The sequence below is a fragment of the Protofrankia sp. CiP1_Cm_nod3 genome (assembly GCF_982290655.1).
On the sequence record NZ_CEVIVD010000046.1, the window covers coordinates 14195 to 31416 of the forward strand.

The 17222-nt window shown below is 71.3% G+C and carries 13 protein-coding genes; 7 read left to right on the top strand and 6 right to left on the bottom strand.

The features are described from left to right. The first annotated feature begins 59 nt into the window (after positions 1-59). Complete coding sequence (locus AC5LUJ_RS11330; protein WP_493464908.1) at positions 60-1628, top strand: TldD/PmbA family protein; 1569 nt, start codon at positions 60-62, stop codon at positions 1626-1628. Further along, the gene (locus tag AC5LUJ_RS11335) at positions 1625-3085 is read left to right on the top strand and encodes a metallopeptidase TldD-related protein (protein ID WP_493464909.1); all 1461 of its coding nucleotides are present in this window, start codon (positions 1625-1627) and stop codon (positions 3083-3085) included. Before AC5LUJ_RS11330 ends, AC5LUJ_RS11335 begins: the two co-directional genes overlap by 4 nt. A gap of 332 nt (positions 3086-3417) precedes the next feature. Here AC5LUJ_RS11335 and AC5LUJ_RS11340 read toward each other — a convergent pair whose 3' ends face one another. The 3 genes from AC5LUJ_RS11340 to AC5LUJ_RS11350 all read right to left on the bottom strand — a co-directional run bounded on the left by AC5LUJ_RS11340 (position 3418) and on the right by AC5LUJ_RS11350 (position 6098). Beyond that, the gene (locus AC5LUJ_RS11340) at positions 3418-3987 is read right to left on the bottom strand and encodes a bacterial proteasome activator family protein (RefSeq protein WP_250284921.1); all 570 of its coding nucleotides are present in this window, start codon (positions 3985-3987) and stop codon (positions 3418-3420) included. Between the two features lie 183 nt (positions 3988-4170). After that, on the bottom strand, positions 4171-5193 hold the full coding sequence (locus tag AC5LUJ_RS11345) for an NAD(P)H-quinone oxidoreductase (RefSeq protein ID WP_250284920.1): 1023 nt from the start codon (positions 5191-5193) through the stop codon (positions 4171-4173). A gap of 443 nt (positions 5194-5636) precedes the next feature. Then, the gene (locus AC5LUJ_RS11350) at positions 5637-6098 is read right to left on the bottom strand and encodes a hypothetical protein (protein ID WP_493464910.1); all 462 of its coding nucleotides are present in this window, start codon (positions 6096-6098) and stop codon (positions 5637-5639) included. Positions 6099-7369: 1271 nt separating this feature from the next. On the opposite strand from AC5LUJ_RS11350, the gene AC5LUJ_RS11355 reads away from it, so the two are divergent. The 4 genes from AC5LUJ_RS11355 to AC5LUJ_RS11370 all read left to right on the top strand — a co-directional run bounded on the left by AC5LUJ_RS11355 (position 7370) and on the right by AC5LUJ_RS11370 (position 10487). Further along, positions 7370-8074, top strand: a complete 705-nt coding sequence (locus AC5LUJ_RS11355; RefSeq protein ID WP_250284918.1) for a SigE family RNA polymerase sigma factor — start codon at positions 7370-7372, stop codon at positions 8072-8074. A gap of 272 nt (positions 8075-8346) precedes the next feature. After that, positions 8347-9342 carry a hypothetical protein gene (locus AC5LUJ_RS11360; protein WP_250289897.1) on the top strand — a complete coding sequence of 332 codons (996 nt, stop codon included), beginning with the start codon at positions 8347-8349 and terminating at the stop codon, positions 9340-9342. A 252-nt stretch (positions 9343-9594) separates the two neighbouring features. After that, positions 9595-10032, top strand: coding sequence for a hypothetical protein (locus tag AC5LUJ_RS11365; protein ID WP_250284733.1), 438 nt, complete (start codon positions 9595-9597; stop codon positions 10030-10032). Then, on the top strand, positions 10029-10487 hold the full coding sequence (locus AC5LUJ_RS11370; protein ID WP_250284735.1) for a DUF3817 domain-containing protein: 459 nt from the start codon (positions 10029-10031) through the stop codon (positions 10485-10487). Before AC5LUJ_RS11365 ends, AC5LUJ_RS11370 begins: the two co-directional genes overlap by 4 nt. A gap of 108 nt (positions 10488-10595) precedes the next feature. On the opposite strand, the gene AC5LUJ_RS11375 is transcribed toward AC5LUJ_RS11370, so the two are convergent. The 3 genes from AC5LUJ_RS11375 to AC5LUJ_RS11385 all read right to left on the bottom strand — a co-directional run bounded on the left by AC5LUJ_RS11375 (position 10596) and on the right by AC5LUJ_RS11385 (position 15485). After that, a complete protein-coding gene (locus AC5LUJ_RS11375; protein WP_250284737.1) occupies positions 10596-11678 on the bottom strand; it encodes a right-handed parallel beta-helix repeat-containing protein in 1083 nt (360 codons plus the stop codon). A gap of 89 nt (positions 11679-11767) precedes the next feature. Further along, complete coding sequence (locus AC5LUJ_RS11380) at positions 11768-14233, bottom strand: right-handed parallel beta-helix repeat-containing protein (protein WP_493464911.1); 2466 nt, start codon at positions 14231-14233, stop codon at positions 11768-11770. A gap of 13 nt (positions 14234-14246) precedes the next feature. Next, a complete protein-coding gene (locus AC5LUJ_RS11385; protein ID WP_250284740.1) occupies positions 14247-15485 on the bottom strand; it encodes a glycosyltransferase family 2 protein in 1239 nt (412 codons plus the stop codon). A gap of 382 nt (positions 15486-15867) precedes the next feature. Between AC5LUJ_RS11385 and AC5LUJ_RS11390 the strand changes: the two genes are divergently transcribed. Next, on the top strand, positions 15868-17205 hold the full coding sequence (locus AC5LUJ_RS11390) for a UDP-glucose dehydrogenase family protein (RefSeq protein WP_250284742.1): 1338 nt from the start codon (positions 15868-15870) through the stop codon (positions 17203-17205). The last annotated feature ends 17 nt before the right edge of the window (positions 17206-17222 follow it).

Consider the following 17222-nt stretch of genomic DNA (forward strand, 5'->3'; position numbering starts at 1 on the left):
GGGAGCGAGGATGGATCCATGCCACATCTGTCACCAGCACATGCACCGGCGGTGCTCCCGTGAGCGGCGCCGCGGGGGTGGGGGCCGCCGGCGCCCCGGCCCACGAGATCGATGCCGAGTTCCTCGCGCTGCCCCGGGCCGCCCTCGCCGACGCCGCCCTGCAGACCGCCCGCGACCTGGGCGCCACCCACGCCGACATCCGCGTCGAACGGCTGCGCAACGCGTCGCTGTCCTTCCGGGACGCCGGCCTGGAAAGCCGTGCCGACGGCCAGTCGGTCGGCTTCGCCGTCCGGGTCGTGCACAACGGCACCTGGGGGTTCGCCGCCGGTGTCGACCTCACCGTGGACGAGGCCGTCCGGGTGGCCCGGGAGGCGGTCGAGATCGCGCGGGTGGCGCGCCCGCTGAACAGCGAACCGGTGGAGCTGGCCGACGAGCCGGTGCACGCGGACGCGACCTGGGTGTCGGCCTACACGGTCGACCCGTTCGCCGTCGAGACGACCGAGAAGATCGAGCGGGTCGGGGGGCTGTGCCGCGCGCTGCTGGCCGCCCAGGACGTCGACCACGTCGACGGCCGGCTCGGCCAGGTACTGGAGAACAAGTTCTACGCCGACCTCGCCGGGACGAGCACCACCCAGCAGCGCGTCCGGGTGATCTGCCAGCTTGAGGCGACCCGGGTCGACCGTGCCGCCGGCGGCTTCGAGACCATGCGCACGATCGCGCCGCCGGCCGGCCGCGGCTGGGAGTGGCTGGTCTCCGGCCCCGGCGCGGGCTGCTGGGACTGGGACGCCGAGATCGAGCTGATCCCGTCCCTGCTCGCCGAGAAGGCCAAGGCGTCCTCGGTCGAGCCGGGCCGTTACGACCTGGTGATCGACCCGTCGAACCTGTGGCTGACGATCCACGAGTCGATCGGGCACGCCACCGAGCTCGACCGGGCGCTGGGCTACGAGGCCGCCTACGCCGGGACCTCCTTCGCCACCCTCGACAGGATCGGCACGCTGCGCTACGGTTCCCCCGCCATGCACGTCACCGGGGACCGCACGGCCCCTCACGGCCTGGCGACCATCGGCTACGACGACGAGGGCGTCCAGGCCGGGCAGTGGGACATCGTCCGCGGCGGCACCCTGGTCGGCTACCAGCTCGACCGCCGGATGGCCGCGCAGAACGCCGCCGCCCTGGGCACCGGGCGGTCCAACGGCTGCGCGTTCGCGGACTCCCCCGGGCACGTGCCGATCCAGCGGATGGCGAACGTCTCGCTGCGGCCCGCGCCGGGCGGGCCGTCCACCGAGGAGCTGATCTCCCGGGTGGACCGGGGGATCTACGTCGTCGGCGACAGGAGCTGGTCGATCGACATGCAGCGGTACAACTTCCAGTTCACCGGCCAGCGGTTCTACGAGATCCGTGACGGCCGGATCGTCGGGCAGCTGCGCGACGTCGCCTACCAGGCGACCACCACCGACTTCTGGGGCTCGCTCGAGGCCGTCGGCGGCGAGGCGACCTACGTTCTCGGTGGGGCGTTCAACTGCGGCAAGGGCCAGCCCGGGCAGGTCGCGGCGGTCAGCCACGGCTGCCCCTCGGCGCTGTTCCGGAACGTCAACATCCTCAACACCCAGCGGGAGGCAGGCCGGTGACCACACAGTCCCACGAGATCGTCGAACGGGCCCTGGAGTCGTCGCGAGCCGACGGGTGCGTGGTGATCGCCGGCGAGTCGAGCACGGTGAACCTGCGCTGGGCGAACAACACCCTGACAACCAACGGCGCGGCCCGCGACCGGTCCGTCACCGTGATCAGCGTGGTGGGCCAGGCGTTCGGCGTCCGCTCGGCCAGTAACGTCACCGACAGTGACGATCTGGAGAAGCTGCTGCGCCTGTCCGAGGCGGACGCCCGGGAGGCCGAGGACGCCGACGACTACGCCGGCCTGCTCGGCCCGGGCGCCGGCGTCGGCGTGCCGCACTCCCCGGGCGAGACCGCGGTGGCCGCCGCCGAGGCCGTCGCGGAGGCCACCTTCACCGACCCCGCGCAGCGCACCAGCACGGGCGTGTTCACCGGGTTCGCCCGGGAGCTCGGCGAGGCGTTCGCCGCGGCGCGGGCGGACGGGCAGCGCCTGTTCGGTTTCGCCGAGCACGGGCTGACCACCACCTGGCTGGGCACCTCCGCGGGCCTGCGGCTGCGGCACAGCCAGCCGACCGGGTCGGTGGAGTGGAACGCCAAGAGCACCACCCCGGCCGGCTCGGTGTGGCACGGCCAGTCCACCCACGACTTCACCGATGTCTCCGTGCCCGCCACCCACGCGCTGCTCCGCGAGCGCCTGGCCTGGAGCGCCCGCTCGGTGGAGCTGCCCGCGGGCCGCTACGAGACGCTGCTGCCGCCGTCGGCCGTCGCCGACCTGCTGACCTACACCTACTGGTCGGCCGCCGGCCGGGACGCCGCCGAGGGACGCACCGTGTTCAGCCGGGCCGGCGGCAGCACCCGGATCGGCGAGACCCTGGGCCCGGCCGGGCTGCACCTGTTCAGCGACCCGCTGGACCCGGAGCTGCCGGCGACCCCGTTCGTGATCGCCGGGGCGTCGTCGGCGACGTCGAGCGTGTTCGACAACGGGCTGCCGCTGCGGCGCACCGACTGGATCGTGGATGGCAGGCTGGCCACGCTGATCCACACCCGCGCCTCGGCACGTGACGCCACCGCCCGCGGCGACGGGAACGGCGGCAAGGTGGCGGCGGCCCCGTTCATCGACAACCTGACCCTCGACGGCGGCGGGACGGCGTCCCTCGACGAGCTGATCGCGAACACCTCGCGGGGGCTGCTGCTGACCTGCCTGTGGTACATCCGCGAGGTCGACCCGCAGCTCCTCCTGCTCACCGGCCTCACCCGCGACGGCGTCTACCTGGTGGAGGACGGCGAGGTCGTCGGGGCGGTCAACAACTTCCGGTTCAACGAGAGCCCGGTGGACCTGCTGGGCCGGCTCACCGAGGTCGGGGCGACGGTACGGACGCTTCCCCGCGAGTGGGGGGACTGGTTCACCCTCGCCCGGATGCCGGCCCTGCGCGTCCCGGACTTCAACATGAGCTCGGTCAGCCCGGCGAGCTGACGCCCGCGCGTCTGGGGCGCCGGTCAGGTAACACGGCCCGTCCCAGACGGTCAAAAATGCATGACCGGATGCTGACACGTCATGAAAGTGAGGGAACAGGCGGCCGCCCCGACAGCCGTTCCCGCCCTCACTTTCATGCACAGCACAGGATGTATGCGTATGACTGCCTGTGACCGGTGTTCCAGGGTTTCTGTTCCCGCCGTTCTGACGTGGCGCCCGCGTGGCGCCGCACACCGCCGTGCGGCCCGTGCCGGCCACCCCACGCCGCCGGAGCCGGCGGCGCGCAGGCCGCCCACGAGTTCATCAGAGTTCATCAGAGGCCCACGAACTCATCAGAGGTAGGCGCCGCGGCCGAACTGCTCCCCCTGCTGGGGGGCACTGGGCAGGGCCCGCCGGCGCATCTCCTCCAGCTGGGCCCGGGCGGCCATCTGCTGGGCGAGCAGCGCCGTCTGGATGCCGTGGAAGAGGCCTTCCAGCCACCCGACGAGCTGCGCCTGAGCGATCCGCAGCTCGGCGTCGCTGGGGGTCTGGGAGTCGTTGAAGGGGAGCGTGAGCCGGCCGAGCTCCTCGGCCAGCTCCGGGGCGAGCCCGTCGAAGAGCTCGGTGATCGCGTTACGGTGGATCTCCCGGAGACGCACCCTGCTCGCCTCGTCCAGCGGTGCCGCCCGTACCTCCTCCAGCAACTGCTTGATCATCGAGCCGATCCGCATCACCTTGTCCGGCTGGGGAACCATCTCCATGAGCGCGCTCGCGTGATCATTGTCGTCTTCGGCCGTGGGCGACGCGGCCGGGTCACCACCGGTCTGGGCGGCCACGACCCGCGAGCGGGCGGTCACGATGCCCTCGTCCAGCGTTCCGTCCGGTCCGACGACCACGACCCGTGGGTCCGGTTGATCTGCCATACACCCATCCTGCCTGGTCGGTCCGACAGGTATGCGGCCAGGACGGAAACGAGTCCGCGACTGGGCACCGTCAGCAACGGACGACCACCCACATCACTATCCGCCGCCAGCTCCGCTTCCCGCGGCCAGCGGGTCACGGTCAGCGCGTTACGGGAGGCCCACGGCTACCGGAGGCCCACGAGGCTACGGGGCGTCCACGGCGAGCAGGACCTTGCCCACATGGCCGAACTCCTCGACGCGCCGGTGCGCGTCGGCGACCTTCTCGATCGGCAGCACCTGGTCGATCACCGGACGGATCGCCCCGGCCTCGACCGCCGGCCAGACCCGCTCGCGGACGTCCGCCACGATCGCGGCCTTCTGCTCGTCCGGCCGGGCCCGCAGGGACAGCGCGTGGACGCTCCCCCGCTTGGCCAGCAGCGCCGCCAGGTTCAGCTCGCCCTTGCGCCCGCCCTGCAACCCGATGACGACGATGCGCCCCTCGACGGCCAGCGCCTCGACGTTGCGTGCCAGGTAGGACCCGCCCATGTTGTCGAGGATCACGTCCGCGCCCCGGCCGCCGGTGGCCTCCCGCACCCGGTCGACGAAGTCCTCGTCCCGGTAGGAGATGGCGAGATCGGCCCCGAGCTCGCGGACGCGCGCCAGCTTCGCCGGGCTGCCCGCGGTGGTCGCGATCGTCGCCGACGGCCGCAGCGCCCGCACCGCCTGGATCGCGAACGTCCCGATCCCGGACGCCCCGCCGTGCACCAGGAACACCTCGCCGTCGCGCAGACCGGCCACCCCGAACACCGTCGAGCAGACCGTGGCCGCGACCTCGGGCAGCCCGGCGGCCTCGAGCAGCGAGACACCAGCCGGCACCGGGAGCACGTGGCCGGCGGGGACGTTGACCCTCGTCGCGTACCCGCCGCCGGCGAGCAGGGCGCAGACCTCGTCCCCCGGCTGCCACCCGGCCACCCCGGCGCCGACCGCGGCGACCCGGCCGGAGCACTCCAGCCCCAGCACGGCGGACGCGCCCGGCGGCGGTGGGTAGAAGCCCTGGCGTTGCAGCAGGTCGGCGCGGTTGACCGCGGAGGCGACCACGTCGATGGCGATCTCACCCGGGCCAGGCGGGGCGAGGTCGTCCACCTCCGCCCAGGACATGACCTCGGGAGCACCGAAAGACGCCACCGTCACCGCGCGCACCAGCCCACCGTATCCGCGCTCGCCCACCCGCGCACGGCACATCCGCCGTCCACGCCATGGGGCGGCCCCGCCACCCGGCGTGGACGGCCGCGCACCGCGCCCACCCGCATCCACGATCATCAACCGGCCGCCGGCGCAGGCGTCCCTCGACGGGAAGGCGACCCACCGAAACCCGGCGGTTTCCCGGACCAGGCCGGGAGCCGCCCGGGAACCACCGGCCCCGGCAACATGGTCATACCCGGATCGCGGAACCCCGCTGAGGAAATCCGGACGGCTCACGGTGGCCCGCCGTTCCACGAGCTCCCGGCACGTCCGATACGGACGGGACGGCGTCACGCACCGGACCATCCGGGACCGGAATCACGAGCCGGCCAATGGCTCGGAAGAATTCCTCCGGCCGGGGGCCGGTCGTGGACGATCCGCCATCGAGCGTTCACGGCGGCGGAAATCGTCATGCGGGAGATCGGAAACTAACCCGAGACCAGCCGCAGTACGGCGGACCCGTCGGAAGACCGTCCGGCCAGCTGGATCGAAACCGCCCCGGGTTCCGGAACCGGCGGCCCCTGCACCTTGCCGGGAGCACAGAATCCGCCGCGGGAGCCACCGCCGCGGAGCAGCGTGAAAGTGGTGCCGCAGGTGCTTCTGAGAGTGCCGGACGCCCGCCCGCCGCCCGCCAGGCTCAGCGCGAAGTCGAGCCCGTCGGGGCCTATCTTGGTCACGGAAAGAACGTCGGGACCCACCGCGATGTCGACCGGCCCGTACACGGACACCTCGCAGGTGCCGTCCGCACAGGCTTCAAACCGTGTGCCGTCGACCGCGGCCAACGGCACAGGCTGCGAAATGGCTCTGGCCGCGGCCGGAATGGCTAAAGGAACGATGACGGACGCCGCGGTGGGGGCAGGCGAGGTGACAGGAGGCAGGATGGCGGGCACCGCGGCGACGGCAGGGACGGTTCCGACGGGGGCGCCGCCGGACGCCGTGATGGTGGCGGCCTGGGAGCCACAGCCAGCTATGGAAAGCGCCACGAGAAGCGCGCATCCCACCCGTCCACGAGATCCTGGGATTGACACGGAGCCACCGTTTCGACAGGCCATCATCGATTGCTGGTCCTCTCGCTCTGTCACCGGCTATCCGGCGGGCTGGTGACGACGCGGCGTACCCGCCAGCCGCACTCCCGCGCGCCCGCACCGCTGGTTGCCGACTGATGGTCGCCGACTGATCCGCCTACGTCATGTCCAGCTAACGGTGTCATACGGTAGTTGTCATATGGTGGTTATTGTGACAACGATGACTCTTCCCTGCGCCGCGCCCTGGCGTCCCGGCGTGTGAATGGCCGGATGACGAGCACTCCCAGGAGGGTGCAGGAAGAACGCGAACGACTCGGAAAAAACCCGCGCGACCATGTCAGATGTGTGAAGACCGCGTCAGACGCGTGAAAGGGAACCGCGGTCCGCGGCGGCCTGTCTGAACGACGGCAGCGGCTCCGGCATGGGGCGTCATCGCCCGCCGGCCGGCTGGTGCGGAACGCCGCCGGCCCGGACCGGCAGCAGCATGATCCCCTCCTGTGCCGGTCAGCCGGTCCGACGGAGCCCGGACACTCATCGGGTGACACCTGATGATCTCCGGGCGGCCCGGGCACGGATCAGACAGGCTCGGGCTCGGGCTCACTTGGGGTGGGTTCGGTGCGAGGGGAGGGCTCGTGTGGGGCGGGCGGCAGGTCAGGCGTGCTGGGGAGCAGCGGAGCGGGATCGTCCGGGACCGGAGCATCCGGGTCAAGCGGAGGCGGCGGGGCAGGCCGGCGTGCCCGGACGTCCCGGCGAGCCACAACGGCTTCATGCGAAGCACCCATATGCGCCGGCATACCCCGACCGGCGCTCCGCGGAAACATCACCGGCGTCGGCCGCGCGGCCCTGGCGACGAGCCCGGCCGGCTGACCGGCCGGCTGACCAGCCGGCTGACCGGGCGAATCACCCGGCTTCGTCCGAATGATGACCAAATCATGACGATGACCGAATTGTACGGACCCGCCGCGGCCCATAGGCTGCGCGCCGGACATACTTCTCGCATCCTGCCATCGGGCGAGATCCACACGTGTGGCGCATCGCCTGTCGGACGAGCTTCAGGAGCGCGCCGGTTGGAACGGGACGGGGACACCACCGAAGCGGACAGTACCGCGGGCACCTTCGCCGTACCGAATGACCCCGTGGCACCCGATGGCCTCCACAGCGACCACGATGACCATGAACGCCTCGGCGATCACGGTGGCCCGGCCGCGGAGTTCCACGCCTTCTTCGAGCGGCATCATCGCCAGCTGTCCCGGCTCGCCTATCTGCTGACCAACGACCATGATGCCGCCGACGACATCACCGCCGACGCGTTCACCGCCGCCTGGCGGCGCTGGGACAGCGTCCGTCAGGCCGACAGCCCGCTGGCCTACCTCAGACGTACCGTCGCGAACATGGCGGCGAGCCGGCTACGGAAGATCATACGTGAGCGGCACGGCCTCGGCATCCTCGGCGGCCTGGCCGAGACCCGCAGCACCGACACCGACGTGCCGGCGGTCGTCGACGTCCGGACGGCGTTGATGTCGCTGTCGACCGGCAAACGGGAGTGCCTGGTGCTCCGGTACGCCTTCGACCTCTCCGAGGACGAGACCGCCCGCACCCTGGGGATCTCCGTCGGCACGGTCAAGAGCCAGACCTCCAAGGGCGCCGGTGAGCTGGAGCGCATCCTGCTGGCGGGCACGCGCGACAGCACACGCGACAGCGCCCGGGGGCCGCAGGCCGCGTCGGTGACGGATCCCGTGGCCCGGCCGGGCAGGAAGCATCCCGAGGCGCGCAAGGGGCTGCCGCGCCGACGGCACGACGTCGACCCGCGGGCGCGGCTGCGGGGCGGGGAGGCGACGTGACGGGCGGCCGCGGTGGCGCCGGCCGCCGCCACCGCGGACACACCCGGGTGGAACCGGGGCCGTGGCTGTCCGAGGCGCTCACGCAGGCGGCGGACGCGCACGAGCCGGACAGCGCACGGATCCGTGGACGCGTCATCGGGCCGGGCCACGAGACCCACCCGCCGCTGGCCCACGCTGCCGGCCGTCGTCCCGGAAGCCCGCCCCGGCCCCCTCGTGACCGGCGGCGGCGACGGAGCCTGGGAAGGGCGGTCCCGCGAGGGAGAGGGCCGGGGATGCCGCCGGTTGTCTCCCCCCGGTCCAGGATGATCGTCCTGGGTGCCGTCGCCGGCGTGCTCGGCGTCGTGGCGATCACGCTGACCGGTATCCGGACGGTCCCGTCGCACGATAATGATCATTCTGTGTCGGCCACGGCGCTTCCGGTGCCACCGGCCGCCGCCGCGACCGGGGCCGTCCCGCCCCTGCCCGCCTCCTCGCGGCAGCCCGCGTCGAGCGGGCCGACGGAGCAGACCACGCCCGGCCCGGCGGCCGCGCCCCCGCCGGCCCAGACACCCGCGGGCGAGGCGCCGCGGGTCCGGCTCAGCGTCGGCCCAACAGCCCCGGAACGGATCGTCCTGCCGGGCGCGGACGTCCAGGACTGGGTCCTCTACGGGAACGGCGCGGGCAGATCCGCCGAGCGGGTACGCGCGAATCTGGCACAGCCGGTCATCGGCCGGATCAACGTGTCCGGCGACATCCCGACGGTGGTCCCTGGTCCCGCCCGGTTCGACTGGAGCGCGGGCAGCCCGCAGCAGACGGGCCGCAACCATGCCGACGCCCTGGCGCTGCGGGGCTCCGGCAGGTTCCGGCTTGCCGTCCCGACAGGCGGCCAGGCCGGCCGTCTGAGCCTGTACCTGGGCACGCTGGGGGGACAGGGCGTGGTGCGGGCCGACATCGACGGGCAGGATGTCTCGTCCGTCGTCGTGCCGGCGGGCCGTTCGAGCAGATGGACGGGCTCGGTCGTCGAGATCGACTTCGGTCCGGGTGCGGGCGGGCGCACTTTGAACGTCGAGGTGTCCGCCCGGGCAGAGCCCGGTTCCGGCGACCCGGGCGACCCGGGCGACCCGGGCGACCCCGATTACCCGGATGACCGTGATGATCAGAACGAACGGCGTGACGCGGACGGGCGGGGTGGCCCCGGCGGCGGCAGGCCGCTACGGGCCCCGCAGGCTCAGGCGGGGCCCGCGGGGCAGGTCTCGCTTGCCGCCGCCGTCCTCTCCGGCTACCGGTGAGCCGTTCGCGACGTTGAAAAAATGTTCTGGACGCGGCAACCCCGCCGGGCTCCCGAGCGACTGGACATATGAACGTGCGGACAGCTCCGCTGCGCTCAGAACCGATGATCTTTCGGCTGGCCAAAGCGCTGTTTCCGAACGTTCCGGCTCGCCCGTTCCCCGCTAACCCCCCCCAGCCGGGGCGGGCGAGCCGTACTTGTCAACCCGTCCGACAGCCCCGCGTCGGGCACGAACGGATGTAGCGTCGCAGACGTGCGCCGAATCCTCTTCTCACCCTCCTGGATCCTGCGGCACGCGCTCGCCCTCTTCATGATCGGCCTGTTCGCCAGGCTCGGGTGGTGGCAGTGGGAGAAGGGGCAGTCCAGCCGCGGAACCCTGCAGAACCTCTTCTACGGCGTGGAATGGCCGATCTTCGCCATGGCCGTGATCTTCGGCTGGTCGCAGATGGTGCGCGAGGAACTTCGCCCCGGACCGGCGAAGCCGGCTCCCGCGGCCGAGGAAGCGGCCCGTCCCGGTACGGACGCACAACCATGGAACGAACACCGCGGGCCGGGCGGGCCTGGCGCTGACGGTCCGCCCAGCAGTGGCTCCGGCGACGATGAGGAGGATGACGAGGAGTTGGAAGCGTACAACCGCTATCTCGCCTCGCTCTACAAGCGGGACACGCCATCCGGGTCGGGGACCCGGTGACACCGCCCACCAGGGAGGACTCCGGCAGGGCGGCTCCGGGGCCGCGGCCCGCGGCGGGCCCTGGGACGGCGGGACCGGCGGCGACCGGCGCCAGCGCCGGTTCCGCCTCGGGCTCCGGGCGTTCCAGCGAGCGCGCGGTCCGTCGTGCGCTGCTGCGCTTCCGGGTGATCGCCTATCTCGTCGGCGTGGGGCTGATCACGCTCGTGCTGGTGGGTGTGCCGCTGAAGTACCTGGCGGACGCCCCGACGCTCGCCGAGGCCGTCGGCCCCATCCACGGGTTCCTGTTCATGGTCTATCTCGCCCTGACGGCGGACCTGTCGTCCCGGTGCCGGCTGCGTACCGGACCGACCCTGCTGGTCATGCTGGCCGGCACGATCCCCTTCCTGTCGTTCGTGGCGGAGCGCCGGGTCACCCGTACGGTGCTCGAACGCCAGCGGGCTTCTCACACCCCGTGAAGACATTCACAACATAACTACAATATAATCACTACGGACGTCGGACGCGACGGCATGCGGCGTCAACAGCCAGCGCTGCCGTCCGCCCGGCGGCGGAAATACCACGGCCTAAGAGCACTTGACGTTGGAAAAGCCCCGGCTCGCGCCCTGGACCCTGTTGTCGCAACCGACCACGTTCTGGGTCCTGTCGCCATCGTGGATGTAAACGCCGAAGCCTCCGCCGTTCACCGTGAGCGCATTGTTCCGGATGATGTTCCGCCGCCCCCAACCGTCGGACTCGACGTGGGTCTGGATACCGTCCTTGATGTTCCCGCCGCCCTGGCCGGTGTTGTCCACGACGGTCCACCCGTTGCCCTTGAGGTCGATCCACGAGTCGGCCTCGGTCAGCCGGTCGGCGGACAGGGTGTTCCCGGAGATGATGCCGCCGGTCGTGCCTTCCTTGATATCGATGTTCTCCGCCGTCGTGCCGGCGATGTCGTTCCCGATGACCGAGTTCCGGTCGCTGTTGTCCGGGCGGCAGTCCGAGTACTTGCACCAGTTGCTGCTGGCGCTGCCGACATAGATGCCCTCGCCGAACTTCTCCGAGCGGTTCCCGGTATTCCGGATGACGTTTCCGGTCACCAGGTTGTCCGAGCTGAAGGAACGCAGGTGGATGGCCTCGTCCCCGATGGCGCTCACGCTGAGCCCGGCGATGATGCCGTGCTGGACGCCATCCGCCATCACGCCCTTCTTGCCGTTACGGACGCTGAAGCCCGACAGGCGGACATAGGAGGCATGGTCGATGTGCAGGATGTAGTCGGTGTCGTCCTGGCCGTCCAGCACGGCGCCGCGCGAGCCGCACAGCCAGATCGGCTGTGCCGCCGTGCCCGACCTGGCGATGGTGAAGCCACCGGCGTACGTACCGTCGGCCAGCCGGATGACCGCGCCGGGCTTCGCCGACGCCAGCGCCACCTTGAGATCACCGGGATTACGGACCGTAGGCTCACCCGCCGGACAGGCCACCTCCTGGCCGCCGGGCTGAGGCCCGCCGCCCTGGGTGACGGCCGGCCCGGCCCCGGCGGCGGACGCCTGCGGGGAGGCCGCTGAGGCTCCGGAGCCGGCGGTGGCCGGCGGCGCCTGCGGCTTCGCCGTCTTCGTGCCCCCCTGGCAGGCGGCGAGCGTCACCGCGCACGCGAGCACCGCCGCCGCCACGCACAGTCTCCGGCACCTGCGGATGCCCCGGGGGGGCGGCCCTGCCGGGGGGCCGGCCGCCACGGCGGGGACCCCCCCGGGAGGGATCGTCACAGTGGATCCCTCCTGCTGTAACGGTCGCGGTCTTTTCCATTGTAGGAAACCATCGCCCGCGATCCGACGGTGTCGTATTTCACCACCGCGGCACCTTCGCGGTCGCCATTGACCGTGACGTCGTCCGCCTCCGGGCCGTCCTCATAAAAACGATCGTCTGGCAGCTGGTCGTTCCAGGGCTGCGGATACCCCTGGGACGCGGAGGCGCCGGCAGGCCCGTCGCCACGGAAAGCGCCGTCGTTCCCCCCGGCGAACCGGTCGAAGGAGCCGTCGGGATACCGCGCCGCATGGTCGCGCAGGTAGCGCAGGCCATCCATGGTCGGGTTGTCGTCCTGGTTGACCCGGGCGCCGTCGCGGTCGTGGTCGTTCCCGCCGAACGCCCTGTCGGGGCCGCCTGGCCCCGCCCGCCGGCCGGCGGGGCCGGGCGACGGGGCGGACGCGGCGGGCCAGGGCTGGTCGCCGTACCGCGGCTGGGGTGCCGGCGGGTGCTCCTGCGCCGCGGCACCGCGGTAGGTGGTCGTTCGATGGGCGCCCTGGCCGGGTACCAACGGCGTCCGTCCAGGATCCCTGGGGCGCGGGGGCATGGAGATCACCTCGGTCGCCTCGACCAGCTCCAGCCGGTCGACGGCGGCCTGCAGCCCGGCCGCGCCGACGGCCGGCTGCAGACCGGCCGGGACCGGCTGCGGGCTGGCCGGCACGGCCGACACGGCCGACACGGCGGACGCGGTGGTCATGCGCCGTACCAGCAGATCGGATTCGGGGTAGGGGTGCTCCTTGGTCGCGCGCCTGCGCCAGCGCCGGCCGGTGCGCCAGCCGAGAATCGGCAGCAGCGCCATGAACGACCAGACGAACAGGGCCGGGTGCCGTTCAAAGATCACGTACCACGGGCGCTCGAGCCGGGGAATCCACTTCGACGTGTCGTTGCTCTTCACGGCCGCGGCGGTGATCCCGACGGCCTTGCGGATGTCGACGGCCCGCCAGCCGCGGCCGGCCAACGTGTTGTTGCCCACGGTCGTGCCGTCGGACTGGCCACGTACGGTCACCGCGAACTCGGTCGAGCCGGATATCCTGTTACGACTGATGATGTTCGTCGCGGCGTCCTGGGTGATGATCCCCATCCGCCCGTCGGCGAGCGTGTTGGTGGTGATGGCCGTCCGCTTGGCGTCCGGGCCGATCTGCAGGGCGGAGTCGACCACGCCCCCGACGGTGTTGTCGAGGATCTGGGTGCCGTTCGCGCCGCTCTTGACCACGACGCCCACCTGGCTGCCGGACACCTTGTTGCCGCGCACGACGGTGTCCTCACCGCCGAGGACCCGGACGCCGTAGCGCCCGTTGCCGCTCAGCGTGTTCGCCTCGATGACGGTTCCCTTGATCTGGTTGATCTGGACGCCGGTGGCGGTGGCGACGATGCCGATACCGCGGCCGTCCAGGGTGATCCCGTCACCGCTGTTGTCCGTGATGGTGCTGCGCATGACCCGGGAGCCGGAGGCGCGGTCGATGGTGATGCCGTCGCCGTGGTTGCCGGTGGAGGTGCTGCCGGAGATGAGGGTGCTGACCGCGTCCCGGTGGATCGCCAGGCCGGCCCGGTCGTTGCCCTCCAGCCGCACGTTGATCATCTGGATGCCCTCGCTACCGGAGATGTAGGCACCCCAGACGTTGTTGACGAACGTGGAGTTGGCCGCGCCACCGGTGCTGGGCTCGCCCTTGCTGCCCGTCCAGGCCACGCCGCCGGTGCGGCCGTTCCAGAAGCCCAGGTTGGACGCCCGGACGTTGCGCACGACCAGTTCGCCACCCATCGTGCGGATGTAGGCGCGCCCGTCCACCGTGTTGGCGTCGGGCTTGAGCTCCTTGATGTCCCAGCCGACGATGTTCAGCGGCTGCTGCGCGTTACCGTTGATCTCGATGGCCCCACGCCAGCTGGTGAGCCCGACGAAGCCCGCCGGGCTGCTGGCGAGCCGCAGCGACCCGGCCCGCTGGTCGATGACCAGCCGGGCGTCCGGCCCCACCACGATGTTGGCCAGCACGAGGGTGGCGCCGTCGACCTCACGGCGCATGCCGCCGGCGGCGGCGACCTCCTCGACCGTGTAGGGAGCCTGCCGGGCCGGCAGCAGCAGGGTGGGCAGGCTGCCCTGGGTCTGCACCATGGCAGGCGCCCGCAGCACCCCGAACTTCTCGAACGTCGACCGCAGGCGGATGTCCTCGGCGTCGACGAGCAGGGCCTGCTTCTTGGCGTCCGCCGAGGTGACCGGGGGCAGCGGCGGTGGTGGCGCGGCCAGCGCGGGGCCGGCCGTGCCCACCAGGACGGGGAGGCCGCCGAGCAGCGCGCCCGCGCAGACGCCGCCGGCGAGGAGGCGGGCCCGCGCCCGTCGCCGGCGGCCGGGCGACGGCCTGGCGACGGGCGACGGCCTGGCGACGGACGACAGCCCACGGCGGACAGCGGGCCCGAGCGTCGGGATGATCATGAAACTCCGATCATTATTGGCTCACCCGAACGGAGGCGTCCGACTGCCCCTCGCCGCCTATCAGGTCGGCGCGCCGGGTCAGCCAGCCCTGCTTGTTCATCGTTATGAATGCCCAGGTCTTGATGGGCAGGGCAACGATAACGATCATCACGACCACCACCGGCAGGATGAAGATGTCGCGGGGCTGCTCCCGCAGGTGCGACAGCCCGCGCACGGCGCGTCCGCCCAGCAGCCACGCGACCGCGATGAGGGGGGCGTTCGCCTGCGGCCGGACCATCCAGAACCCCAGATAGGTCATGGCCACCCCCATGGTGACCGGCGTGAGCAGGATCTGGAGAACGCTGATCTGGCAGATCAGCGGCTGCCGCCACAGCCAGCCCTTGTAGATCGCGGTCAGGTAGCAGCGGTAGGAGTTGCGGCTCCACCGCACCCGCTGCTTGATGAACGCCTTCAGCGAGTCGGGGAACATCGATATGGCCCGGGCCGTGTCCTGGTGCACGGTCTTGTAGCCGGACGCGAGGGTGAGCCAGGTCAGCCGCCCGTCGTCCCCGGCGATGCACCGCCTGCCCAGGAAGAACTCGTTCTCCAGGTTGTGCAGCACCGGCAGGATCGCGGACCGGCGGTAGGCCGCCGTCCGCCCGGACAGGCAGGCGACCGCGCCCGCCCGGCCCTGCGCCGGCACGTAGTCGAGGTAACGGATGTCGACCAGCCAGTTGGCCACCCGGCGCCAGACGCTGGTCCGCGCGTTGTAGACGCTCTGCCGGGTGCCGACCCCGCCGACCTTGGGATCGACGAACGGCATCTGGACGGCGGCGAGCAGGCCCGGCTCCCAGGCCGTGTCGGAGTCGCAGAGGACCACGACCTCCTTGGTGGCGGCCTTGATGCCCACACCGAGAGCGGAACGCTTCCCCTCGTGCACGAAGGGAAGCACGCGGAGGTTGCGGTGCTCTCGCGCGTGCCTGCGCAGCCGGCTGATGAGCTCGGTGTCCTCGACGTCCGGGACGATGATGAGCTCGTCGGGGTTCTGCGCCAGCCATGTCTGCAGGCAGCGCTCTATGACATCCGGGTCCTCACGGAAAGAGGGGACGACGACGGATGTGGATGTCCGGAACTTGTTGTTGATCGGCTTGTAACGAGATGACAATACACGTCGGAACAACCACACCGACCACGAGATCACTCCCGCGATCCCCAGGGGAACAAGTCCCCAGTATGATCCGACGCGGTCGATCACGGTACTGAGCGCGTCCATTGCCTGGCGTTTTCCCTCCGAGGGGTTACCGTAAAGACCCACCTGAAAAGTAGCGGCCCGGCGGCCCTCCCTCTCATATCGGCCAAAGACTTGGCCGTCGGACGCGAAGGCGCATAGGACCCTACTCCCGATGGCAGTGCACCGGAGGTTAGCAGTGTGACGTGAATCGCACGCACCCCGGGGTGTCGGTAGCTACAGAACGCACTTACCCTGTCACAAGAAATAACGCGGCCCCGACGGATTTACTCTGCGACTACGAGGCACGTGCATAATGCCCCTTCTTCGCATCGCATGACTCCGGGCGCCGACGAACGTTAACGGATCATGTCGAATACGCAACGCCCATAGTCAGATTACCGCCAACTGGGAGTTGACAAACCACATGGGAACAACAACCGTTGTTGATCCATTGAGAATTTCTGTCATTGGAACCGGCTACCTGGGCGCTACACACGCGGTCTGCATGGCCGAGCTGGGCTTCGAGGTCATCGGCGTCGACGTCGACCCGGTCAAGATCGAACGACTGACCGCCGGCGAGGTGCCCTTCTTCGAGCCCGGGCTGGAGGAGCTGCTCCGCAAGAACCTGGAGTCCGGCCGCCTGTCCTTCACGACGTCGCTGGCGGACGCCGCCGGCGCGGCGGACGTCCACTTTGTCTGCGTCGGGACGCCCCAGCACCCCGAGTCGAACTCCGCGGACATGCGCTACGTCGACGCCGCGGTCAGCGGGCTGATCGCCGGTGGGCTGCGGCCGGGCTCGCTGGTCGTGGGCAAGTCCACGGTCCCGGCCGGGACAGCGGCCCGCCTCGCCGCCTGGCTGGCCGAGCAGGCGCCCGAGGCCGAGCTCGCCTGGAACCCGGAGTTCCTGCGGGAGGGCTTCGCCGTCGACGACACCCTGCGCCCCGACCGGCTCGTGTTCGGCGTCGCGCCCGGCGGCAGCGCCGAGGCGACGCTGCACCGCGTCTACGCGGCAGTGATCGCCGCCGGCACGCCCGTCGTCACCGTCGACTACCCCACCGCGGAGCTGGTCAAGGTGGCCGCGAACGCCTTCCTCGCCACCAAGATCTCCTTCATCAACGCCATGGCCGAGGTCTGCGAGGCCACCGGGGCCGACGTCACCCACCTGTCCAAGGCCATCTCGTACGACACCCGGATCGGCGGCCGCTTCCTACAGGCCGGCCTCGGCTTCGGCGGCGGCTGCCTGCCCAAGGACATCCGCGCCTTCCAGGCCCGCGCGACCGAGCTCGGCGCCGGCCAGGCCGTGGCCTTCCTGGCCGAGGTGGACGCCATCAACCTGCGGCGCCGCGACCGCACCGTCACCCTCGCCACCGAGGCGCTCGGCGGCGACGTCACCGGGAAGGTGATCGCCGTGCTCGGCGCGGCGTTCAAACCCAACTCCGACGACATCCGGGACTCCCCCGCCCTCGCGGTGGCCGACACCCTGCGCAAGGCCGGCGCCACGGTCGCCGTCTACGACCCGGCCGCCATCCCGAACGCCCGGCGGGCCTACCCGGAGCTCATCTACGCCGACAACGCTGTCGACGCCGCGACCGGGGCGCATATTGTGCTCCATCTCACAGAATGGACTGAATTCCGTGAGCTCGACCCGAACGCCCTGACCGCGGTCGTCGCGGCCCGCACCGTCATCGACGGCCGCAACACCCTCAACCCCGCCCAGTGGCGCGCCGCGGGCTGGACGTACCACGCGCTCGGCCGTCCCTGACAAGTCGACGGATCACC

Bases quoted from the DNA above. Each gene is read 5' to 3' on its own strand.
- AC5LUJ_RS11340 (WP_250284921.1), bottom strand. From the start codon at position 3,987: ATGGCAGATCAACCGGACCCACGGGTCGTGGTCGTCGGACCGGACGGA.
- AC5LUJ_RS11360 (WP_250289897.1), top strand. From the start codon at position 8,347: ATGCCGCCGGTTGTCTCCCCCCGGTCCAGGATGATCGTCCTGGGTGCC.
- AC5LUJ_RS11380 (WP_493464911.1), bottom strand. From the start codon at position 14,233: ATGATCATCCCGACGCTCGGGCCCGCTGTCCGCCGTGGGCTGTCGTCC.
- AC5LUJ_RS11385 (WP_250284740.1), bottom strand. From the start codon at position 15,485: ATGGACGCGCTCAGTACCGTGATCGACCGCGTCGGATCATACTGGGGA.
- AC5LUJ_RS11390 (WP_250284742.1), top strand. From the start codon at position 15,868: ATGGGAACAACAACCGTTGTTGATCCATTGAGAATTTCTGTCATTGGA.